The organism is Acinetobacter sp. TUM15071 (assembly GCF_008980925.1).
In the GTDB taxonomy this organism is placed as follows: Bacteria; Pseudomonadota; Gammaproteobacteria; order Pseudomonadales; family Moraxellaceae; genus Acinetobacter; species Acinetobacter dispersus.
Genome location: NZ_BKGB01000005.1, coordinates 14939 through 35224 on the forward strand (window position 1 = coordinate 14939; position 20286 = coordinate 35224).

At 40.9% G+C, this 20286-nt stretch carries 25 protein-coding genes; 13 read left to right on the forward strand and 12 right to left on the reverse strand.

The window, feature by feature from the left end; translation table 11 throughout:
* Window positions 1–67 precede the first annotated feature (67 nt).
* A complete protein-coding gene (locus GBI66_RS06005; protein ID WP_151715490.1) occupies window positions 68–955 on the reverse strand; it encodes an energy transducer TonB in 888 nt (295 codons plus the stop codon).
* A gap of 243 nt (window positions 956–1198) precedes the next feature.
* On the opposite strand from GBI66_RS06005, the gene GBI66_RS06010 reads away from it, so the two are divergent.
* From GBI66_RS06010 to GBI66_RS06020, 3 genes are all read left to right on the forward strand, one after another.
* A complete protein-coding gene (locus GBI66_RS06010; protein WP_151715491.1) occupies window positions 1199–1879 on the forward strand; it encodes a hypothetical protein in 681 nt (226 codons plus the stop codon).
* Window positions 1880–2070: 191 nt separating this feature from the next.
* Window positions 2071–2775: a DUF3108 domain-containing protein gene (locus GBI66_RS06015; protein ID WP_005192263.1), complete on the forward strand. Its 705-nt coding sequence runs from the start codon at window positions 2071–2073 to the stop codon at window positions 2773–2775.
* 88 nt (window positions 2776–2863) lie between these two features.
* Complete coding sequence (locus GBI66_RS06020) at window positions 2864–3439, forward strand: xanthine phosphoribosyltransferase (RefSeq protein WP_151715492.1); 576 nt, start codon at window positions 2864–2866, stop codon at window positions 3437–3439.
* 49 nt (window positions 3440–3488) lie between these two features.
* On the opposite strand, the gene GBI66_RS06025 is transcribed toward GBI66_RS06020, so the two are convergent.
* Complete coding sequence (locus GBI66_RS06025) at window positions 3489–4313, reverse strand: YwqG family protein (protein ID WP_151715493.1); 825 nt, start codon at window positions 4311–4313, stop codon at window positions 3489–3491.
* Window positions 4314–4485: 172 nt separating this feature from the next.
* Here GBI66_RS06025 and thyA point away from each other — a divergent pair, with 172 nt between their 5' ends.
* The 5 genes from thyA to msrA all read left to right on the forward strand — a co-directional run bounded on the left by thyA (window position 4486) and on the right by msrA (window position 8171).
* A complete protein-coding gene (thyA, locus tag GBI66_RS06030; RefSeq protein ID WP_005192259.1) occupies window positions 4486–5328 on the forward strand; it encodes a thymidylate synthase in 843 nt (280 codons plus the stop codon).
* Between the two features lie 24 nt (window positions 5329–5352).
* On the forward strand, window positions 5353–5862 hold the full coding sequence (locus GBI66_RS06035; protein ID WP_151715494.1) for a dihydrofolate reductase: 510 nt from the start codon (window positions 5353–5355) through the stop codon (window positions 5860–5862).
* 18 nt (window positions 5863–5880) lie between these two features.
* Window positions 5881–6936, forward strand: a complete 1056-nt coding sequence (locus GBI66_RS06040) for a DUF4105 domain-containing protein (protein WP_151715495.1) — start codon at window positions 5881–5883, stop codon at window positions 6934–6936.
* 126 nt (window positions 6937–7062) lie between these two features.
* Window positions 7063–7539, forward strand: coding sequence for an META domain-containing protein (locus GBI66_RS06045; RefSeq protein ID WP_005192255.1), 477 nt, complete (start codon window positions 7063–7065; stop codon window positions 7537–7539).
* Window positions 7540–7646: 107 nt separating this feature from the next.
* Complete coding sequence (gene msrA / locus GBI66_RS06050; protein WP_151715496.1) at window positions 7647–8171, forward strand: peptide-methionine (S)-S-oxide reductase MsrA; 525 nt, start codon at window positions 7647–7649, stop codon at window positions 8169–8171.
* Between the two features lie 51 nt (window positions 8172–8222).
* Here msrA and GBI66_RS06055 read toward each other — a convergent pair whose 3' ends face one another.
* The 5 genes from GBI66_RS06055 to GBI66_RS06075 all read right to left on the reverse strand — a co-directional run bounded on the left by GBI66_RS06055 (window position 8223) and on the right by GBI66_RS06075 (window position 11899).
* Complete coding sequence (locus GBI66_RS06055) at window positions 8223–8627, reverse strand: biopolymer transporter ExbD (RefSeq protein ID WP_005192251.1); 405 nt, start codon at window positions 8625–8627, stop codon at window positions 8223–8225.
* A 1-nt stretch (window position 8628) separates the two neighbouring features.
* A complete protein-coding gene (locus tag GBI66_RS06060) occupies window positions 8629–9249 on the reverse strand; it encodes a MotA/TolQ/ExbB proton channel family protein (RefSeq protein ID WP_004655971.1) in 621 nt (206 codons plus the stop codon).
* A gap of 42 nt (window positions 9250–9291) precedes the next feature.
* The gene (locus GBI66_RS06065; RefSeq protein WP_151715497.1) at window positions 9292–10041 is read right to left on the reverse strand and encodes an energy transducer TonB; all 750 of its coding nucleotides are present in this window, start codon (window positions 10039–10041) and stop codon (window positions 9292–9294) included.
* Between the two features lie 207 nt (window positions 10042–10248).
* Complete coding sequence (purU, locus tag GBI66_RS06070; RefSeq protein WP_151715498.1) at window positions 10249–11112, reverse strand: formyltetrahydrofolate deformylase; 864 nt, start codon at window positions 11110–11112, stop codon at window positions 10249–10251.
* An 88-nt stretch (window positions 11113–11200) separates the two neighbouring features.
* Window positions 11201–11899, reverse strand: coding sequence for a TetR/AcrR family transcriptional regulator (locus GBI66_RS06075; protein WP_004655980.1), 699 nt, complete (start codon window positions 11897–11899; stop codon window positions 11201–11203).
* A 121-nt stretch (window positions 11900–12020) separates the two neighbouring features.
* Here GBI66_RS06075 and GBI66_RS06080 point away from each other — a divergent pair, with 121 nt between their 5' ends.
* From GBI66_RS06080 to GBI66_RS06095, 4 genes are all read left to right on the forward strand, one after another.
* Entirely contained in the window at window positions 12021–13475 is a 1455-nt protein-coding gene (locus GBI66_RS06080) for a coniferyl aldehyde dehydrogenase (RefSeq protein ID WP_151715499.1), read from the forward strand.
* A gap of 200 nt (window positions 13476–13675) precedes the next feature.
* A complete protein-coding gene (gene rpmB, locus GBI66_RS06085) occupies window positions 13676–13912 on the forward strand; it encodes a 50S ribosomal protein L28 (protein ID WP_004649871.1) in 237 nt (78 codons plus the stop codon).
* Between the two features lie 12 nt (window positions 13913–13924).
* The gene (gene rpmG / locus GBI66_RS06090; RefSeq protein WP_003654787.1) at window positions 13925–14080 is read left to right on the forward strand and encodes a 50S ribosomal protein L33; all 156 of its coding nucleotides are present in this window, start codon (window positions 13925–13927) and stop codon (window positions 14078–14080) included.
* A 224-nt stretch (window positions 14081–14304) separates the two neighbouring features.
* The gene (locus GBI66_RS06095) at window positions 14305–16020 is read left to right on the forward strand and encodes a cation:proton antiporter (protein ID WP_151715500.1); all 1716 of its coding nucleotides are present in this window, start codon (window positions 14305–14307) and stop codon (window positions 16018–16020) included.
* A 54-nt stretch (window positions 16021–16074) separates the two neighbouring features.
* On the opposite strand, the gene GBI66_RS06100 is transcribed toward GBI66_RS06095, so the two are convergent.
* Both GBI66_RS06100 and GBI66_RS06105 read right to left on the reverse strand, forming a co-directional pair.
* The gene (locus tag GBI66_RS06100; protein ID WP_004802556.1) at window positions 16075–16353 is read right to left on the reverse strand and encodes a hypothetical protein; all 279 of its coding nucleotides are present in this window, start codon (window positions 16351–16353) and stop codon (window positions 16075–16077) included.
* Window positions 16354–16456: 103 nt separating this feature from the next.
* On the reverse strand, window positions 16457–16960 hold the full coding sequence (locus tag GBI66_RS06105; protein ID WP_151715501.1) for a DUF6586 family protein: 504 nt from the start codon (window positions 16958–16960) through the stop codon (window positions 16457–16459).
* Between the two features lie 190 nt (window positions 16961–17150).
* On the opposite strand from GBI66_RS06105, the gene GBI66_RS06110 reads away from it, so the two are divergent.
* Window positions 17151–17495 carry an EF-hand domain-containing protein gene (locus GBI66_RS06110; RefSeq protein WP_151715502.1) on the forward strand — a complete coding sequence of 115 codons (345 nt, stop codon included), beginning with the start codon at window positions 17151–17153 and terminating at the stop codon, window positions 17493–17495.
* A gap of 14 nt (window positions 17496–17509) precedes the next feature.
* On the opposite strand, the gene GBI66_RS06115 is transcribed toward GBI66_RS06110, so the two are convergent.
* The 3 genes from GBI66_RS06115 to GBI66_RS06125 all read right to left on the reverse strand — a co-directional run bounded on the left by GBI66_RS06115 (window position 17510) and on the right by GBI66_RS06125 (window position 20168).
* Complete coding sequence (locus tag GBI66_RS06115; RefSeq protein WP_151715503.1) at window positions 17510–17872, reverse strand: ASCH domain-containing protein; 363 nt, start codon at window positions 17870–17872, stop codon at window positions 17510–17512.
* A 6-nt stretch (window positions 17873–17878) separates the two neighbouring features.
* Window positions 17879–18124, reverse strand: a complete 246-nt coding sequence (locus GBI66_RS06120; protein ID WP_033133287.1) for an RNA-binding protein — start codon at window positions 18122–18124, stop codon at window positions 17879–17881.
* A gap of 64 nt (window positions 18125–18188) precedes the next feature.
* Entirely contained in the window at window positions 18189–20168 is a 1980-nt protein-coding gene (locus GBI66_RS06125; RefSeq protein ID WP_151715504.1) for an ATP-dependent helicase, read from the reverse strand.
* Window positions 20169–20286 lie beyond the last annotated feature (118 nt).

Genomic DNA, 20286 nt, shown 5'->3' on the forward strand with positions numbered 1-20286 from the left:
TGATTTTTATCAATATTTAATTTTCAGTTTATACATCATTATTTTCGAATAAGAAGTGCAGCTTTCATTAGTGCACTTCAAACTCTGCATCGATAGGATCAAAACGCCATGTACGAATGATACGTAACTCAGAAATGTCTTTTTTCATCTTGGCATCGAAAGGTCCAAATGGTGCACCACGGCGTACTGATGCCTTAGCGGCTTCATCCAAAATTGCATGTCCAGAACTTTCGATAAGACGAATAGCTCGAATTCCACCTTCGGCATTCAAAATCACCATCAAACGGACTTCACCCGCTAAATGCTGCTGTTTTGCTTGATCTGGATAATAACGGTTGCCATAAAGTTCAACTTTTTGACGAAACTTATCTAAGTAAGTCGCAGACGCATCTTGTTTAGCCTGAATCCCATCAACGGTTTTAATGCGTTGTTTGCGGCTAAAGTTTTGTTGGCGTTGCAGATATTGTGCTTCCAAGCTTGCCACCATTGCAGCTTTGGCTTGAAATTGGCTTTGTAAATCATCCAAGGTCTTTTTTCGTTCGCTCTGCTCTGCTTGCTTTTGCCAACTCAAAACAGTCATTAAAACTTTTTCTTCAAATTTTAGTTCACGTTTTTGCTGAACTTTTTCCAGACTTTCTAGCTCTTTTTCACCTGTTGTCGCATCCGCCTGCATCGGTGATGGCATATCACTTGACATACGATGTGCTTCGCGGAAATCACCAGAACCTTGTTGATCAGCTTGTGCCAAGAAGTCCGCATCTTTGACTTTTTCCTGACTCGGACGAACTGTCACCGCAATTTCTTTAGTCGAAGTGTCAGATGGTGATGGCATTGCAAATTGAATAGCCAACACCGCGCCATGCAAAAGCATCGCCAAAGCCACTGCCCCAACAAAAATTGGATCTTGCCACCAATAAGGAGACAGTTCTGAACGAAAATTAATTTTATTCCACATGGTATTTAAGTGACAAAAATGCCCCTTCCCCAACGGTATAACCGTATAAAAACCAAACCAATATTCAAAATTTTACAAAAATGTGATCCACTTATAGTTACAGTGTTTCCATACCATCATTTTATGAAAATGTAGCAATTAATTTTGCTACACTGCAAGTCAGAAATTTATTTTTATTTTTTTAGTTAATACAAAGATCGTGGCATTGCATAACCCATCAATTCACTTTCTGGAACAACTTTTATGCAAACGCTAATTTCATCCGTTGTTAAACGTCTACGTAAAGTTTACCAAAAAGCCGAAGAATTCATCGAAGAAGAAAGAGAGTTTTCACTTTCACAAGTCTTTGTGAATGCGACCATGGAACGTTACGTCACTGAGAACGTTGGCATCATGCAAGACCTGCATGCCGACCTTTATGATGGTTGGTTACGCTTATATACAACTTTAGATGTTAAAGGTTTACATACCACTTTATCTGTTGATTTAAAACTGATTCAAATGGAAATGAATCAAGACGTACAGCTTATGGTATTTGAACAAATCAGCAATACCCAAGTGATTGAAGCCAAATTCAAAAACATTTTTCAGAAATGGGGCTTTTATGTTGCGATCTGGTATTACCAGAAATTTCGTGAAGAAGACCCGCTCGGCAAAATCTTAGAACATTTTGAAGTCGTCAAAGTTCAAGATGACCTACTTTATCTTGATTTAAATCGCTGGTTAGGCAAAAAAGCCAGCATTATCGAAACGTTGAGTAAAGTACATGTTAATCGCGCACGCGTTCGCCCTGCGGAACTCATCGTTTGGGGCAATGTCAATCTCGCCGCGATATTATATCCACCGAATGATGACGATTTTGATGCCGATGGACTAGAGGACTCCGAGGTCACACCGATTCAACAAAAAGACAGTAAAAGATAGCCACACCTCGCTGTGGTTTATCCCATCTCACGATATTTTATTGAAATACATATCTTCATGATTTATACGAAAAATTAACAAGTACCTCATAAAAAGCCTGATCTTTTCTTCATAATCTACAAGCATAATAGCTTTAAATGGTAAAGATAAATGAGTGATGACTGATTGCATCACTCAAAGGATATAGTGTTATGACAAAGCAATTATTGAAAGTTCTAGGCATTACGTCGGCGACGCTTCTAAGTGTAAGCTTATCTAGTCATGCGCTGGCAATGGCACCTTTTCAGGCGAGCTATCAGTTTAGCTACAACAATAAAAACTTAGGCTCTGCCACACGTACCCTTTCACAGCAAGGCAATAACTGGACGTACAAATTCAATGCCAAAGCTGGTGCGATCGCATCTGCATCTGAAACCAGTCAATTTAGCTTTGCTGACAATAAGATTAGCTCACAAAAATTTAGCCGTAGCAGCAAAGTTTTGATTCACAACAACACCATGAGTATCGACTTCAACCCAAACAGTAAAGTTGTGAATACCCAAAAAGATAAAACCTCTAACTCATTTGCATGGCAAGCAGGTGCATTGGATGAACTCAATGCTGAATTGCAAATTCGTGAGGATTTAAAAAACAATTCACTCAAAACCAAATATCTAATTGCAGATGCAAAGGCATTGGATGAACGTCGTTTTGTGAAACAAGGCAACGAAAGTATCAAAACCCCTTATGGCACATTTAATACCATTAAAGTCGTCATGCAGCACGATAAACCTGAGCGTAATACTGTGTTCTGGTTAGCTCCGAAATTGGATTACTTACCAGTAAAAATGGCACATAATGATGGAAAATCATCATATGGCCTACTATTAACGGGTTATTCAGGTAAAACAAACTAAGCATCTGGTCAATTTTGGCTTGCATTTTTTTAGATGCTTTTTAAAATATGCCTTTGCTTGAATAAGCATCCGTTTAGAGGATTCTCCCGTGTACGCTTTAGAACAGAAAATCTTAAATGAAGGTATCGTTCTATCTGATCAGGTTTTGAAAGTTGATGCTTTCTTAAACCACCAAATCGATCCGGTGTTAATGCAACTGATTGGTAAAGAGTTTGCCGCTCGCTTTAAAGATGCTGGTATTACTAAAATTATTACCATCGAGGCTTCAGGTATCGCACCTGCAATCATGGCAGGTTTAGAACTTGGTGTTCCTGTTATTTTTGCACGTAAATACCAGTCATTAACATTGAAAGACGACCTTTACCGTTCTAAAGTGTTCTCGTTCACCAAACAAACTGAAAGTACTATTGCGATTTCAAACAAGCACCTTAGTTCAACTGACAAAGCACTTGTGATCGATGACTTCTTGGCAAATGGTCAAGCTGCGTTAGGTCTAATTGACTTAATTCATCAAGCAAAAGCTGAAGTTGTTGGTGTTGGTATCGTGATTGAAAAATCATTCCAACCGGGCCGTGACGTATTGCTTGAAAAAGGCTACCGCGTTGAGTCCTTAGCGCGTGTTAAATCTTTAGAAGATGGCAAAGTTACTTTTGTTACTGAATAAGATTTAAAACCTAGAAAAAAGCGGATGAAAACTCATCCGCTTTTTTTATTTAACAACAATCCCAGTTATATAGCACTTTAGAAAAGTCTCTCTTCTTTAAATCTTCTGGATGAATAAAGAAATTCCCTACGCCGGAATCACCCCACATAATCTCGTTTTCTGCATCATCAGTATCCAGTTGGAAAAGTAAAATATAATCTTGCACCTTTTCGTTATAGTGGCGTGGATCTGTCTGGGTAAAATAAGGATATCCCCCTAAGCGATGGCCTGTTGCGGAAACCAACTCATTGTAGGGTTCAATAAAATCATCTTCGAAATCGCCACCTTCAAATTGATCTTCAAAATCGTAAAGCTCATCAACACCCAAGACTTTCTTTCCAAAAGTAAAATCCTCAAGGCTAATCGGCTGAGAAGTCAGGCTAAATTCAATCACGTATTGCCCCGTAAATGGCAAATAATCATCTTCACCTAACTGAACTTCAGAGAAGTCTTGTTTTAATTGTGAAGCATCTTCAATGACCTGCTCAAAATATAAGACCTTAAAACCAGATTGCTGTTGTTGGTCGTCGAAATTCATTCCATACAAATCATCAGCTGCAATATAAAACTGCAAAATCCCCTTGTCTGGAAAATTGGGTAAGCTTGGAATTTCAGCAAAATTAAACTGTGCCAACAAAGCCAACGGATTGCCATTCGAATCGACAGGATACGCGGTATCCAAAGGTAAATACGGTTCTCCCCCAATCTTACTTTGCCATACCGTCAAGGCGTCGTTTGAACTGAGCTGTAAAGTTACAGTTGGCAAAATCGTTGCTGAAATTTTTTCTAGGTATGGATGTAAAGTATTCGGTAAATTTTCTGGTTGAAGATTCATTTTGTTGCTTGTCCATGTACTTATTTATAGAACTTAATATAAAACAAGCAGCTAAACTAGGATAGAGAACAAAGTCTGCACTACGACAGTTAATGACGCTTAATTGCCACATTATTTATCATATAAATTCTGATAAGATTAGCCCGATAAAAATTTGCGATTAGGAATCACGATGCGCACTTACTTAGACCTTTTACAACATATCCTCGACAATGGCGGCGACAAAGGCGACCGTACTGGCACAGGTACACGTTCTGTATTTGGTCATCAGATGCGCTTTGATCTTTCTAAAGGCTTTCCGCTGCTCACCACCAAGAAAGTCCATTTTCGCTCTATTGCCATTGAATTACTTTGGTTCCTTAAAGGTGATACCAACGTTCAATACCTCAAAGACAATAAAGTTTCGATTTGGGATGAGTGGGCAACTGCAGAACAAACAGCTCGTTTTGGCCGCCCTGAAAGTGAGCTTGGTCCAGTTTATGGTCACCAATGGCGTAACTTTGGCGCAACCCAAAATGAAGATGGTAGCTATCAGCAGGATGGCTTTGACCAGATCAAATGGTTGATCAATGAAATTAAAACCAATCCGAATTCACGTCGTTTGATTGTGTCAGGTTGGAATCCAAATGAAGCAGGCAAAGTTGCATTACCACCTTGCCATACTCTGTTCCAATTTTTTGTACAAGACAACAAGCTGTCATGCCAGTTGTATCAACGCAGTGCCGATGTGTTTTTAGGTGTCCCGTTTAATATTGCCAGCTATGCCCTACTTACACATATGATTGCTCAGGTCTGTGGTTTAGGCGTAGGTGATTTTGTCTGGACAGGCGGAGATACGCATTTATATGCCAATCACTTTGAACAGGCACAATTACAGCTTAGCCGTGAGCCGCTACCGCTGTGTCAATTAAAACTAAATCCTGAGATCACTGATATTTTCGACTTTAAATTTGAAGATATTGAAATTGTAGGGTATGAATCACACCCAGCAATTAAAGCACCCGTCGCAGTTTAAATCGATTATTAGAGAGCATATAAAATGGCATGGCAAGGCACTGAAGTTGTCCACGTAGTTGCAATGGATAAAAATCACTGTATCGGTAAAGGCAATGCTTTGCCGTGGCATATTTCTGCTGACCTAAAACACTTTAAAGCTATTACCCAAGGTGGTGTGGTGATTATGGGGCGTAAAACCCTAGAATCGATGGGCCGTACCCTACCAAATCGTGTTAATTGGGTCATTACCCGTGACCCTGAATGGCATTTTGAAGGGGTTAAAGTCGCACACAGTATCGAAGAGGCACTTAATGGCGCACTTACAGATGCACAACACGCTGAAAAAGCATCCTTATTTATCATTGGGGGTGGAGAGATTTTTACCCAAACACTCGCCATTGCTGATCGTTTAGAATTAACTCACGTTGATCTCGATGTTCAAGGCGATGCGCATTACCCAAAAATCTCTGACGACTTTCGCAAAGTAAACTCGGAACAGCATACTGATGAGAAATCAGGGGTTACTTTTGAGTTTGCGACCTACCAAAAATAAAAATGGATCGCGCTTGCCATGCACAATATTGGATCACGTGAGTTTTTCATCGCTTTAGGCATCGGGCTTTTACACGGTCTGTTTACCTTGTGCGTGATCCTTTCAAGTGTCTGGCTCTGTCTGGCATTATGGATTCAGCAACCCTTAGGCAGCTTTTTTAGCCGCGCTGCAATTGTGCTATGGGTTTTATTTGCACTTAGCCTAATTGGCGTTTATGTCAGCGGTCATCTTTTTAGCCGCCGCACTGATATCATTATTTATTGTGTTGCATTTGCCTGCTCCTTAGCTTGGTATTTTTCTCTGGATGCAAGACAGGATCGTGACTGGAACCCAGAAGTCGCTGAACAACTCCATTACGAAAAGAATGGAGATATTGTACAGCTTCACAATGTCCGAAATTTCGATTGGCATGCTGATGGCAGCTATGACATTCGCTGGGAAGACCGTAGCATTGATCTGAATAAAATTACGGGCATCAATGTCATCACTTCTTATTGGATGGGCCCACAAATTGCGCATACGCTGGTCAGTTTCGATTTTGCAGATCAAAAGCCACTCGTATTTTCTATTGAAATTCGTAAGGAAAAAGGCGAAGACTTTTCTGCGATTGGTGGCTTTTTCCGTAAATATGAACTGAGCTTAGTTGCTTCAGATGAAAAAGATTTGATCTATACGCGCAGCAATATTCGTCATGAGCAAGTCTATTTATTCCCAGTCAAAATGCCTGCACCTGAACGTAAAGCCCTATTTATTGAGTATCTACACAAAGCTGATGAACTCCGTGCAGAAGCCAAATGGTACAACACGCTTACCAGTAACTGTACCACACTGGTATTTGATATGGTTCAAGCGATTAATCCGCAACGTTTACCCAAAGACTACCGCTTATTAGCCTCAGGTTATTTACCCAATTACCTCTACGATTTGAAAGCGCTCAATCAAAATTACAGCATGAAAGAATGGTATCGCTTGGCGCATATCAATCCACGTGCTGAGCAATATGAACAACAACCCAACCAAAGCAGTGAATATTTTTCGGATGTCATTCGTACAGGGCTTCCTAAAACTGAGTGATTTTTCCACTAATTTCATTAAAAACATCTGAACATTTACAAAAGGATACCGAATATCCTGCTCAGCTCCACGTTGTTTTATTTTAATAGCGGGCATAGAAACACAATGATTCGGATTTAAAATCTTATGTTAAAGCCTTTTTTAGCTTCTTGTACTTTGGCAGTTGCCGTAGCAATGACGGGTTGTGCAACTACAGAATCTCTCCAGACCTCACCGAATGCATCTCAAAAAGAAAGTATCGGACTGTATAACCGTAACTGGATCGCTACACAGATCAATGGTGTAGAGATCAAAAGCAATGATCTTTCTGGCAAGCGCCCTGCGATTCAATTTGATGCGAAAGGCAAACGCTTCTTCGGTGCAGATGGTTGTAACCAGATTCAAGGCAGCTTTGAAAGCCAAGGTGCGATCTTACGCTTAGGTCCGATTGCTTCAACCATGATGGCGTGTATCGGTAAAGATAATAGCGCGCTTTCACGCCAATATAGCAATGCTTTGGCAAGCACAACCAATTACGAGCTGAAAGGCCATGAGCTTAAATTTATGGATGCATCAGGCAAAGTACTGGTTAGCTTCGTCACCGTGATTCAGCCTCTTCCGTAATTTGTAGATCACAAAAAAGTAAAAGCTCGTTTCGAACACGGGCTTTTACTTTTTCAATACTTCGTTTACTTTAGTAGCATTCTTAAAATTAAAAATTGGGGAGTCTCATGCAACAAGCGCTCGTAGGTGGTGGATGTTTTTGGTGTGTAGAAGCGGTTTTTCTACAGCTTAAAGGTGTAGAAAAAGTCGTGAGTGGTTATGCAGGTGGGATTAGCCAAAACCCAACCTATGAACAGGTCTGCCAAGGCAATACTCAACACGCAGAGGTTGTGCTGATTGATTTTGATGAACAGCAGATCAGCTATTCACAACTACTGAATGTCTTTTTTACGACGCATGATCCAACCACTTTAAATCGCCAAGGTAATGATATTGGCACGCAATATCGCTCTGTTATTTATTATTTTAATGATGAACAAAAGCAGCAAGCCGAACAGACTATTCATGATCTGGAAGATGAAGGGCTGAATATTGTGACTGAACTCAGTCCGGTACCGACGTTCTACCCTGCTGAGGAATATCACCAGAATTTCTTTGCCCGTAATCCATCACAAGGTTATTGCAACTTTAGTATTCCTCCGAAGCTGTCTAAATTACGTGCTAAATATCTCGACCTGCTCAAAACTGACTAGGCATAAAAAAAGCAACTCTCAGAGTTGCTTTTTTCTTTCTAACACGTTGTTTTAGTTTTCACTTACAAATGCGATATCACTTAAGCCTGCTTCACTGGCACGAGACATCACTTGTGCAACCGTATCGTATTTTGATTCTTTATCTGCACGTAACTGCACCGTCGGTTTTGTCTGTGCCTGTCCCGCCTCTTGGAAACGCTTCTCTAGCTCTTCTAAGCTAATAATCTGCGCATCCCAAGCCACTTCACCTTTGTCATTAATACTAATGGTGATCGCTTTTGGTGGTGGATCTACAATTTCAGCAGTGGTTTTTGGTAAACTTAATGGAATTGATGGGTTAGCAACCGTTGCTGTGACTAAAAAGATAATCATCAATACCAACATAATGTCGATCAGAGGAATGAGATTCATCTCATTCATGCCACTGTCGTGGTCTTCACCCAATTGAAAGCCCATTTTAAGCTTGACCTCCAACTAAACTTTGTTGAGTCGCTTTAGTTTCTGTTTTTGCCGCTGTTTCTTGCTGCAACATGGTATCGATTAACAAGCTATGCGCTTGATCTTGTAAATCATGCGCCAAGCCACGATTGAAACGTACACAGATGTTATACGCCATCACCGCTGGAATCGCCACTGCAAGACCAAGACCAGTCATGATTAGTGCCTCACCCACTGGTGTTGCAACTTGAGCTAAACCAGCTTGACCACTTTTACCAACAGCAACAAGTGCGTGGAAAATCCCCCATACTGTACCGAATAAACCCACAAACGGTGCAAGTGAAGCAATCGTTCCAAGAACTGATACACCTTTTTCTGCTTGAGATTTTTCAGCAGAGATTTGGCGAAGCAATGCTTGCTCAGCAACAGCTTTACGTTGTTCAAACGATAATGGCTGTAACTTTGATTTAAGCGTAGCCAAAGCTTGAACAAGTTGAGTATAAGCTTGTTGTTTTAGTTGGCGTGTTCCTAATAGGCGCAGAATGAAAATAGTCCACGTCGCAATCGACATTGCTAAAAGGATGAAATACAGTGTTTTACTTACTGCATCTGCATGTTGCCAATAAACTGAAAAGTTCATATACGAACTCCTGATTTAATCTGTCGCAAGGACTCAAATTTATTAAGGACTAAGATCAAACGGCTGCTCTGCTCGAATCGGGTAAGCAACACCATTTTCCATATACGGTTTAAATTTCGCACTTCTTACAGCACGTAAAACTTTTTCATCGAGATTTGGTATACCACTACTACGTGTAATACGTGCATTGGTAATTTTACCTTTCTCATCAGCTTCAATCAGTACCATCACTGAGCGTGTTTGGTTATCTAAATCTTTTGCTGTAACAGATAATTTCGGTGAGCGACTCCACTGAACCCCTGAACCGCCAATCGATACACGTTTTGGTGATGGATCAGCAGCAGGTTGAGGTTTCGTTACTTCCTGAACGGGTTGTGGTTTTTCAACTACTTTTTCAGTAACTGTGGTAACGACTTTGGTCTCAACTTTAGGTTCAATCTTTTGTTCAGTTTTTTGAAGAACAGGTTTTGGTGCTTCTTTAACCTGTTGAACCTTTTCAATCTTTTTCGGTGGAGGCAAAGGTTTTTCAACGACCTTAACTTCCTTCACTTCTTTTTTAGGTTCAGGTTTTGGCTGTTCTTTTGGTTTCGGTGGTTCCGGTTTAGGTGGTTCTTTAATCTTAACGAACTTCAGCTTAAGCGGTTCTTTCTCGATTGGTCTTAACTCAATCGTTTTCATGTGGCTCACCGCCCACAGAACTCCTACATGTCCAATCACAACTGCAACTAAGGCAGCGATGATTTTCTTTTTCATCGGGTGTGGCGTGTTGAATGTAGCAGGAGATTGACTCATAGGAATCTAAGTACCTAATAGATGGTGACGCTTTCAAAAAAACGATTTCACTCATCGGATAGAACAATGAAAGTGCCGTAATAATAAATGAGAAGTGTTTTCATTTGCAACTGTTTTTTCTTGTATATTTGCTAGCCATTGAAAAATAGACATAAAAAAACATGCCTTTCGGCATGTTCTCTTTACATACTGTAACCTAGCAATTTATTAGAAAACCACGGTCTTATTGCCATCTACAATAATACGGTCTTCCAAGTGCCATTTAACTGCGCGCGCCAAGACATTACGTTCAACATCTTCACCCAACTCACGCAATTGCTCAACGTTATAATCGTGGCTCACACGCTCAACATCTTGCTCGATGATTGGGCCTTGATCAAGATCAGCTGTCACATAATGCGCAGTTGCACCAATCAGCTTCACCCCTTTCTCATAGGCTTGCTTGTATGGATTTGCACCCACGAAAGCAGGTAGGAAAGAATGATGAATGTTGATGATCTTCATTTCCCACTTAGCAACAAAGTCTTCACTCAAAATCTGCATATAACGCGCCAAGATCAATAGATCATTGCCCTGCATCATTTCATCAATTTGAGAATACGCTTCAACTTTATTGTCTTTATTGACGGGTACAACATGGAATGGGATACCAAAGTTTTCAACCGATTCACGTAAATCTGGATGGTTTGAGATGACTTGGGTAATTTCACATGGTAATGAACCACGTGCATGGCGCCATAACAATTCCAATAAAGCATGGTCTACTTTAGAAACTAGAATACCAACCTTTTTCAACTCACCAACAAAAGTAAGCTTCCATTGCATCTCATAACGTTCAGCAACATTGGCAGCAAAGGTCTGCATCAACGCTTCTTTACGAGATTGCAAATGATCAATCTCAAACTCAACACGCATGAAATAACGCCCGCCTTGAGCTTCTGTTGCGTACTGATCAAGTGCGGTAATGTTTGCTCCCTGATGATACAAAAAGCTCGATACGGCTTGCACGATCCCCGGCTTGTCTTCACAAGTAATCAGTAATCGCGCTGTGTGGGCTGTAGTCGTGTTCATTTGGTTAATATCACTTATTCGAATCAAATTAAAATCAAGCCGAGCATTCTAACCCTTTTTTGCTATTGACTAAATAGCTGCTGACGATCTATTCATCATCATTTTTAAGATTAGACAAACTCGCGAACAAGTCCGATGGTCCAAGTGATTTCAGTAACTGTTCATAGGTTTGGCGACTTTCACCCATTAAATATGGGCCTTCTAAGAACACCATTTGGCGCAATGCTTGCCAAACCCACTTTTCTTCCAGACGATTGTTATCGCTGATATGACCTGACATATATAAGAAGTTGGTCCAGTTAGTCAGTACAATCCACAAGTTGATGATCAAGGCTTCAATTTCTGAATCGGTCATCTTCATCAAACCTGCATCCACGAAGGCACGATAGATTTTTTGCCCCTGCTGCATCACCTGCCCAGCAAAACGTGGATAGATTTTTCGGAAGTCTTCATTATTTTCGACCAGATGATAGACATCACGATGGATAAAACGATAGGCCCACAACTGATTGCTGAGTACTTGAAAATAGCTAATTTTATCATTGGCATTCAATGGACGATCCGTTGGCAAGGCCAACATTTCCAAGGTTTCAGCCTGATATTGCTGTGCCAGTTCTTTAATAATTTCCTGTTTGTTGCGGAAATGATAATACAAGTTGCCTGGGCTAATCCCGAGTTCAGCCGCGATGTGGTTGGTTGTGACCGAACGCTCTCCACGCTCATTAAACAACTGCAAACTGATTTGCAGAATTCGATCTTTTGTTTTATTCGGTTTAGCGTGCGACATTGATTTTAACCATCTATAACATAATCAATAGGTTATAAAACAAACCTATAAAGCGACTTGACACTTTAGAGTATTTACTCTAAAAATTAAAAAATAATAAGCTTTCTTTTGGTCCACTCCTATGAACAGTCAAACAAAAACAACCGCTATGACACCTCATGTTGATGTGAAACGGCTACATGATTTGCTTGAGCAGCAAAAAGCAGCTTACCAACGCCATCCTGTGCCAAGCGCCAAAGAACGTATTGAACGCTTAGCTCGACTTAAAAACATCTTGATAAAGTATCAAGATCAATTTGCTAACGCAATTAGTCAAGATTATGGCAACCGTGCCATTATGGAAACCAAAATTGGCGAAGTTCTGACTTGTTTAGAACATATCAAATACTATAGCAAGAACTTAACTGAATGGATGAAACCATCTAAACGCCATATCAGCATGTTACACCAACCAGCAAAAGGCTGGGTAGAATATCAACCATTGGGTGTAATCGGGGTGATTGCACCATGGAACTACCCTTTATTACTTTCAGTCGGCCCATTGATCTGTGCTTTGGCTGCTGGTAACCATACCATGATCAAAATTTCGAGTGCTTCTTCAAATTTTGGTTATGTGCTTGAAAATGCCCTTTCTGAAGCATTCCCACAAGAATTGGTTGCTGTCGTGAATGGTGGTGGCGTTATTTCAGATGCATTCAGTCATCTCGCTTTTGATAAAATGATCTTCACAGGCTCAACCTCTGTCGGTAAAACTGTGATGGCAGCGGCAGCAGAGAATCTTGTTCCAGTGATTTTAGAGCTTGGCGGAAAATCGCCTGCACTGGTCCATTCAGCCATGAATATTCGTGATGTGGCACAACGTATTGCCGTGGGTAAGCTATGGAATGCAGGTCAAACTTGTGTTGCGCCAGACTATATGTTCCTGCCTAAAGGTAAAACAGCAGAGTTCACCAAGCACTACAATGACTTTGTGACCACAATGTATCCAAGCTTGCGTGACAATAAAGATTACACCTCTATTGTGAATGACAAACAATATAATCGCCTGCAAGGTTACTTGGAGGATGCTCGTGACCAAGGTGCAACGATTGTTGAACTAAATGCCAAGAATGAGTCTTTAACTGAAGTTCGTAAAATTGCGCCGACCTTATTAACGGGCGTGACCACTGAAATGGAAATTATGAAGAATGAGATCTTTGGTCCAATTCTGCCTATTTTAGAATACGACCATATCGATGATGCGCTTCAGTTTATTAATAGTCGTCCACGTCCATTGGCTTTCTATTACTTCGATATCGATAGTGCACGTGCTGATTATGTCGCAGGACGTACCCATTCAGGGCATTTTGGGATCAACCAAGTTCTTACCCACGTGGCGCAGGATGACCTGCCGTTTGGCGGCATTGGTGCATCAGGTATGGGCAAATATCATGGTAAAGAAGGCTTCTTTAGCTTCTCACATGAACGCTCAATGATGTCCAATCCAGTGAGCCCTAAACTTTACAGTTTAAAATTCATCCTGCCACCTTATAATAAAGCAACGCATAAGCTGCTTTTAAAAACACTATTTCGTTAGAAAGGGGCTGTTGACATATCAACAAACCCTCACTTGGTTAAGGCATGAGCTATCACACTAGATCATGTCTTGTTTTTACCAAATTCGCTTGTCTTTTAATCGTATTTTTGGTATAAAACGCCCCTTGAATGATTTCATCCGTTTACTTGAATGGCTAGTTGCACGAAACGGTGCTGTATAAACTAGCAATGGAGTTCACCATGTCTAAGGTTTGCCAAGTTACCGGCAAGCGTCCAATCGTTGGTAACAACGTATCGCACGCAAACAACAAAACCAAACGCCGGTTCGAGCCGAACCTGCACCACCACCGTTTTTGGTTAGAAAGCGAAAAGCGTTTTGTACGTCTTCGTCTAACCACTAAAGGTATGCGTATTATTGATAAATTGGGTATTGAGAAAGTTGTTGCTGATCTCCGTGCTCAAGGTCAAAAGATTTAAGGAGTCTGAACAATGCGTGATAAGATTCGCCTCGTTTCTACAGCTGGTACAGGTTATTTCTATACCACTACTAAGAACAAACGTACTATGCCGGAAAAAATGGAAATCAAAAAATTTGATCCAAAAATCCGTCAACACGTAATTTTCAAAGAAGCTAAAATTAAATAATTTTAGTTCTTTAAAAAAACGACTTCATTTGAAGTCGTTTTTTTTGCCTAAAAAATGTATTTTGATTAAATGAAATGCATAAATGACTTACATGATTTTTTTTGATAATTAAAAAAATTGTCATCAACAAATTCGATTTTACTTGTTACACTTTATTCGCTGTTTTCTTGGCATGTTTTATGCTCACTTATTTCTACCTTAACCGCAACGATTAAGGAGTCTCGATGCCACATGATGTTGATTTAATTATATTACTTGCTGTTGGTTTTGGTATGGCCCTTATTTTTGGCTATATCGCAGCACGTCTACGCCTCCCTCCTTTAATTGGCTATTTAGTTGCAGGCATTATTATTAGTCCAAATACGCCTGGCGTGGTTGGTGATATTCAACTTGCCAATCAGCTTGCCGAACTTGGGGTGATGTTTTTGATGTTCGGTGTGGGGATGCATTTCTCCCTCAAAGATTTACTGCAAGTTCGCCGTATTGCCTTACCCGGTGCAATTTTGCAGATCGCCGTGGCAACCTTGCTTGGTATTGCTGTCTCCATGTTTTGGGGCTGGAGCTTTGGTTCAGCACTGATCTTCGGTTTAAGCCTATCTTGTGCGAGTACTGTGGTATTACTCAAGGCTTTGGGAGATCGCGGCTTACTGGACTCAGTGAACGGAAAAATTGCCGTAGGTTGGCTTTTGGTTGAAGACCTTGTGATGGTCTTGGCCTTGGTACTTTTACCTGCAACCGCAGTATTACTCGGTGGACAAGCATTACCTGGGACAGATACGTCGCAAAGCATCTGGATTACCATCGGCATTACTCTACTTAAAGTCACAGGCTTTATTGCATTCATGCTGATTATTGGTAAACGTCTTGTGCCAATGATTATGCAGTTTGTCGCACGTTTAGGTTCTCGTGAACTGTTCACACTGACTGTTGTGGCTGCTGCAGTATCCATTGCTTATGGCTCTTATGCCATATTTGGCGTATCAATGGCACTTGGCGCATTCTTTGCGGGTATGGTGGTAAAAGAATCTGACTTTAGTCACCGCGCGGAAGAAGAAACTCTCCCCTTACGTGAAATCTTCTCGATTCTATTTTTCGTTTCTGTCGGCATGCTGTTCGATCCAAGTATTTTGGTTGAAGAGCCGTTACGTATTTTAGCTGTTGTTGCCATTATCATGGTGGGTAAGACCTTAGCTGCTATGGCTCTGGTGCTATTCTTCCGCTATCCAATTAATACCGCCTTAACGGTAGGTGCAAGTTTGGCGCAAATTGGTGAGTTCTCCTTCATCTTGGCGACACTTGGCTTATCCCTCGGTTTACTCACACCTGATGCACAAAACCTGATTCTTGCAGGGGCACTGTTCTCGATTACCTTAAACTCGTTTGTGTTCTCTGCGATTGAGCCTGTGCAACGCTGGATTCGTGAGCGCTCGCATTTGGCCCGTATGTTAGAACGTAGTGGTGACCCACTGGCAATGTTGCCAGATGAGGTAGATCAAGCTTATCTACGCGATCAGGTGGTGATTATTGGCTATGGTGGTGTCGGCCGTCGTATCAGTGAAAACCTGATGGAGCAAAACATCAAAGTGGTGATTGCTGAAGAAAATCGTGAAATTGTTGAAAAACTACGTAGCCAAGGCATTGCGGCGGTCAGTGGTGAAGCGACTGAACCCAATGTATTGATTCAGGCACATATTCAACATGCCCGTTTGTTAGTCATTTCACCAATGGATATTTTAGATATTCATCGTATCGTGGACATTTCAAAACAGCTAAATCCTGAAATTCAGGTCCTTATTTGCGCAGAGAGTAAAGAAGAAGCTGTGGTGATACGCGAAGAAAATATTGGTGAAGTGTTCTATGCCAAAGAAGAAATGGCAAAAAATATGAGCCATCATATTCTCAGTCAAATCGAACTGGCGCATCAATCCGAAGCCCACTAAATATGTTCAAAAATAAAAAAGCGTACTTAAAGTACGCTTTTTTATTTTGTGAGATTAACTCAAGTGTTGAGGTTGCTCATCGACGACTTCGGCCTGCCACTCATTCATCTGCTTTTCTAACAGACCAAACAAAGCCGCTTGAATCATGTGCTGTGCGACAGTTGCTGTTTGATCGCCAAGTATGGCTTTGACCTCATCACTAAACTGTATCTTAACTAAAGGCTCATTTTCAGAACCCGCATTGCGCAAAGCCAGCTCACCACCCTCGAGTTGGACCAACTCAAGAACTGCTTCTTGATTACCAAATAATTCTTTTAACTGTTGCATTGACATAAATTTTCTCCATGCTTCAACATGGTGGCAAAGTATTTTGCGCTCACGTCTTATTTATATAAGTACTGTTGGCATAGATTTCAAGTCGCTTTAAACATTCGACTTAGAACTCAACCATTTCATTACGGAAACCATCAATTAAATGACTCAATTCACGATGCCACTCACGTAAAATTTTGGCATCGGGCAACCAAGCCTGCGGGCTTTGAGTGACCTTGATGATCAGATTTGAGGACGTCTCATTTTCAGGTTCAGGTGCTGTTGGCTCAGGCGCATATTGACACATACGGTACGCACGCTTTAATTCTGCCACAAAACCATCTTTAGCCAATTGCTGCAAAACTAGAACCTCAGGTGAAACCTGCCCTTTATCTGCCATATGCTCTTCAATCGATTTAAAGGTCGGCTGTAAATCATTGAGACGGTAATAACGCACCAGTTCCTGCAAGAAAGCTAAAAGTGCACCATGCAAATGGAAAACCGCAGCTTCGCGATAAGCCTGTGCCTGCTGAACATGCTCAGTTTGCTCCGCTTGTTGACATGCAAGACGAGCAAAATACAGTTTTTGATTGGTACGATCTGCATGATAACGAGCAACACGGGACATAATATTTTCCTTCAAGATCCTTTCGCTTGGTTTAGGGACTATTGAGATTACACCTTACGAGCAATAACGCTGATTGAGCTGCGATCAAAGCAGTGCTTTACTCTTGCTCAGGGATACAGCTGAAATATCAATAGACCCTACCTAAGATTAAATGCTTTAATGATAAAATCAATATCTTTTGAGCCTACCCATGCGTCATATTCAACAAGCCATACTGAGCTTAATATGCTGTATGGTCATCCCAACCACCTATAGCTGTGAGCCAGCAGGATTAGACTGGGAAAAGCTCTATGCAGATTATGATGTAAACCATGATCAAATGATCGATCAAAATGAATGGAAAAAACTGATCCATTTACGAGGCCAACCCGTTGCTTGGCAAAAACAGGTCCTCACAATTGATTCCAAAAGAATAAAAATCTTTAAAGCCTTAGATCTTAATCACAATGGTCTGATCGACCAGCAAGAAATGATTAATATCTATCAATATTTTTCGAACCCTTGTCAGGGCTGGGGTTCAACTTGGGGTAAATAACGGTAGGATATAAGTTATCCAATGTCCAACTCAAGCAGATAGAGTTTTCGTTTGGCAATGATTTGAATCGGTGGATCAATCGGACGAATATTACCAATAACCCAAGCAAAATATCCTTCAGCCCAATACGTTGCACAAGCTGCGTCAACTTCATCAGATCGCCATGGATGCACTGATTCAATATCCACCAATGCAACTGCAAAACCAACCTCTTTATCCCCATCACTCAAAAGAAAGTTTTGATTCTCTACAATTATCAAATCTTTCAATGGCAACATTTCAGGTTGCCATGAGCGAACTTCAAGAGTTTTTATTTTCTTCGCTATTCGCTCAGCATTTGGTGCAACAATTGATAAAGCAGTATATTGCTTTAACATTGATAATTAAGCTTTATCATCCGCAGCTTTGACACGAATGCCTTGGCTTTTTACTTTCAAGGTGTTTAAACCTTTAATTGCTTTAATCGCCTCACGTGGATTTGGCATTTCAACAAAACCAAAACCTTTCGATTTCCCCGTTGCTTCGTCTTTGACCACGATACAAGACTCAACTTTTCCATATGCTTTGAATAAGTCGAGAATTTCCGCATCAGTCACATTACGGTCTAAATTACGAACTAAAATTTTCATGCTAAAACCTAAAAGATGATTCATTGTAGAATCAATGAATCAAAAGAAATTGAATCTGCCTAGTTTAATCGAAATCAATCCCAAAACCTAAATTGATTGTGGTAGCACGAGAACGATTGCTTTGACCATAGCCACGTGGAATATCTCGATGAATCTGAACATCGACTAAATGTTGAGGTAAATCATTGAGGAAGTAACTTTCTATTTTTCTTCCTAGCTCATCATATTGATCTTGTGACCATAAATTTAAATTCTGTTTGGTCAAAATCAATTCATCTTCTGCTCGTGTTAAGGCCACATACAGCACACGACGCTCCTCCTCCACATCATCAAAATCGCCTTGTGCGCGTGCATGAGGATATTGATTCGGAGAAACATGTGGGACATAACAGACTTTTTGTTCAGCACCCTTAGCTGAATGGATGGTAATCAGCGTCACTAAATCTTGGTCAGGCGTTTTATCAATTTCTGAGATAGAAATTGGATCAAGTACATATTCCTCTAAGAACTCCCCAAGAGCACTGTGTTTACGTGCCAATTGCTTGACCAAATCAAAGTCTTTAACGCGGCGTGACCAATCTTTCGTTTTATAATTATTTTCTAGCTGTTCATTTAGCGCATCCAGTGCGAGGCCAATACAAGCTTCAACATGCTGTTGCAATACATCCAGTTGCATCAAAATTAAAATCGCCTGTTGTGGTACTTTTCCATGCCGCTCTAAACGTTGGCAACGGGCTTCGATATCAGGCAGTTGAATCAGCTCTTGCGCCAATTTACTAGCACCCACATCGCCCACGCCATCCCAAAGCGTCAGGAAACGCATCCAGGCTAAATCATCTTGTGGGTTAACACTGACCCGAAGTAAGCTCAATACGTCTTTAACATGTGCAGACTCAAGCAGTTTTACCCCACCAACAAAACGATAAGGGATATTGGCTGCAATCAAAGCACCTTCCAAATAACGCCCACTAAAACCTGAGCGCAGCAACACCATATGTTCTGCCCATGCCGCACCTTGCATATGACGGCGACTCAAATCCTGAATAATCCAGTTGGCTTCTTCAAACTCATTGCTCAAGATATGCAGTTGTGGCTTTAAACCTTTGCCCCGATAAGCCTGTAGATGCTTGTCATATTCAATTTGGCTCTGCTCCAGCAGCCAATTGGATAGATTTAAAATACCTTGGGTCGAACGATAATTCATTTCCAAAGTCAGTACTTCAGCATCGGGTACACGTTCTTTAAAATGATGGATATTTTCAAAATCTGCGCCACGAAAACCATAGATCGACTGTGCATCATCCCCTACGCAAAATAGTTTCACCTTGCCAACTAAAGGCTGAAGCAAAGCCCATTGCAGCGGATTGGTATCCTGCATTTCATCAACCAATAAGGCGGAACAAAAACCAGTGACCCATTGCACTAGCTCTGGTGAACTTTGCAAATGCACGGCAACAATAGATAGGATGTCATCATAATCCAGAAAATTACGCTCTTGTTTGCGTTGCTCATAGGCTTTCATCAATTCAGCAATTTGAGCTTTATACTCAACCGCTTGGGGTAGCTGCTCAACCAATGCATCTGACAATTTGGTTTTGGTATTCCGTGCATAAGAATACAGATCGCACAACTCCACAGCTTTCGGCAACACATTGCCCTTATCTTTACCACGCAATAAGCGAAACATCAGCAACTGATCATCTCGATCAATAATACTGAATTGGCTCAGCCCAAAAGCACGTGGATTACGGCGCAATAGATACATACAAAATGTATGAAAGGTTGATGCACGTAAACCCTTGGCCTGTACACCCATATGCTGTTCAACACGCGTTACGATCTCACTTGCTGAACGTCGGGTAAAGGTCAGAATCTGAATTTGTTGTGCAGCTAAACCCTGATCAATTAAGTATGCTGCTCTTGCCACGATGGTTTTGGTTTTACCACAACCAGCTCCTGCCAAGACTAGACAATTTTGTGCTGTCGTTGTGGCTGCTTGTTTTTGTTGTGGATTCAGTTCATCAATTAGCTTGGCAAGCGTCATACAATTGGTCAGTTAGAAATGAACTGCTATTTTAACAGACTAAAGCAGTCGAGATGTTTTCTGCTACAAAAACAAAAAGAGCATGTGTATTACATGCTCTTAGTTTTAACTTGATCGC

Coding starts and splice junctions, on each gene's coding strand:
- GBI66_RS06055 (WP_005192251.1), bottom strand. CDS start 8,627: ATGGGCTTTCAATTGGGTGAAGACCACGACAGTGGCATGAATGAGATG.
- GBI66_RS06060 (WP_004655971.1), bottom strand. CDS start 9,249: ATGAACTTTTCAGTTTATTGGCAACATGCAGATGCAGTAAGTAAAACA.
- GBI66_RS06045 (WP_005192255.1), top strand. CDS start 7,063: ATGTTAAAGCCTTTTTTAGCTTCTTGTACTTTGGCAGTTGCCGTAGCA.
- rpmG (WP_003654787.1), top strand. CDS start 13,925: ATGCGTGATAAGATTCGCCTCGTTTCTACAGCTGGTACAGGTTATTTC.
- GBI66_RS06075 (WP_004655980.1), bottom strand. CDS start 11,899: ATGTCGCACGCTAAACCGAATAAAACAAAAGATCGAATTCTGCAAATC.
- GBI66_RS06005 (WP_151715490.1), bottom strand. CDS start 955: ATGTGGAATAAAATTAATTTTCGTTCAGAACTGTCTCCTTATTGGTGG.
- GBI66_RS06025 (WP_151715493.1), bottom strand. CDS start 4,313: ATGAATCTTCAACCAGAAAATTTACCGAATACTTTACATCCATACCTA.
- GBI66_RS06040 (WP_151715495.1), top strand. CDS start 5,881: ATGCACAATATTGGATCACGTGAGTTTTTCATCGCTTTAGGCATCGGG.
- rpmB (WP_004649871.1), top strand. CDS start 13,676: ATGTCTAAGGTTTGCCAAGTTACCGGCAAGCGTCCAATCGTTGGTAAC.
- GBI66_RS06125 (WP_151715504.1), bottom strand. CDS start 20,168: ATGACGCTTGCCAAGCTAATTGATGAACTGAATCCACAACAAAAACAA.
- purU (WP_151715498.1), bottom strand. CDS start 11,112: ATGAACACGACTACAGCCCACACAGCGCGATTACTGATTACTTGTGAA.
- thyA (WP_005192259.1), top strand. CDS start 4,486: ATGCGCACTTACTTAGACCTTTTACAACATATCCTCGACAATGGCGGC.
- GBI66_RS06035 (WP_151715494.1), top strand. CDS start 5,353: ATGGCATGGCAAGGCACTGAAGTTGTCCACGTAGTTGCAATGGATAAA.
- GBI66_RS06080 (WP_151715499.1), top strand. CDS start 12,021: ATGAACAGTCAAACAAAAACAACCGCTATGACACCTCATGTTGATGTG.
- GBI66_RS06010 (WP_151715491.1), top strand. CDS start 1,199: ATGCAAACGCTAATTTCATCCGTTGTTAAACGTCTACGTAAAGTTTAC.
- GBI66_RS06015 (WP_005192263.1), top strand. CDS start 2,071: ATGACAAAGCAATTATTGAAAGTTCTAGGCATTACGTCGGCGACGCTT.
- GBI66_RS06115 (WP_151715503.1), bottom strand. CDS start 17,872: ATGTTAAAGCAATATACTGCTTTATCAATTGTTGCACCAAATGCTGAG.
- msrA (WP_151715496.1), top strand. CDS start 7,647: ATGCAACAAGCGCTCGTAGGTGGTGGATGTTTTTGGTGTGTAGAAGCG.
- GBI66_RS06105 (WP_151715501.1), bottom strand. CDS start 16,960: ATGTCCCGTGTTGCTCGTTATCATGCAGATCGTACCAATCAAAAACTG.
- GBI66_RS06100 (WP_004802556.1), bottom strand. CDS start 16,353: ATGTCAATGCAACAGTTAAAAGAATTATTTGGTAATCAAGAAGCAGTT.
- GBI66_RS06065 (WP_151715497.1), bottom strand. CDS start 10,041: ATGAGTCAATCTCCTGCTACATTCAACACGCCACACCCGATGAAAAAG.
- GBI66_RS06110 (WP_151715502.1), top strand. CDS start 17,151: ATGCGTCATATTCAACAAGCCATACTGAGCTTAATATGCTGTATGGTC.
- GBI66_RS06095 (WP_151715500.1), top strand. CDS start 14,305: ATGCCACATGATGTTGATTTAATTATATTACTTGCTGTTGGTTTTGGT.
- GBI66_RS06120 (WP_033133287.1), bottom strand. CDS start 18,124: ATGAAAATTTTAGTTCGTAATTTAGACCGTAATGTGACTGATGCGGAA.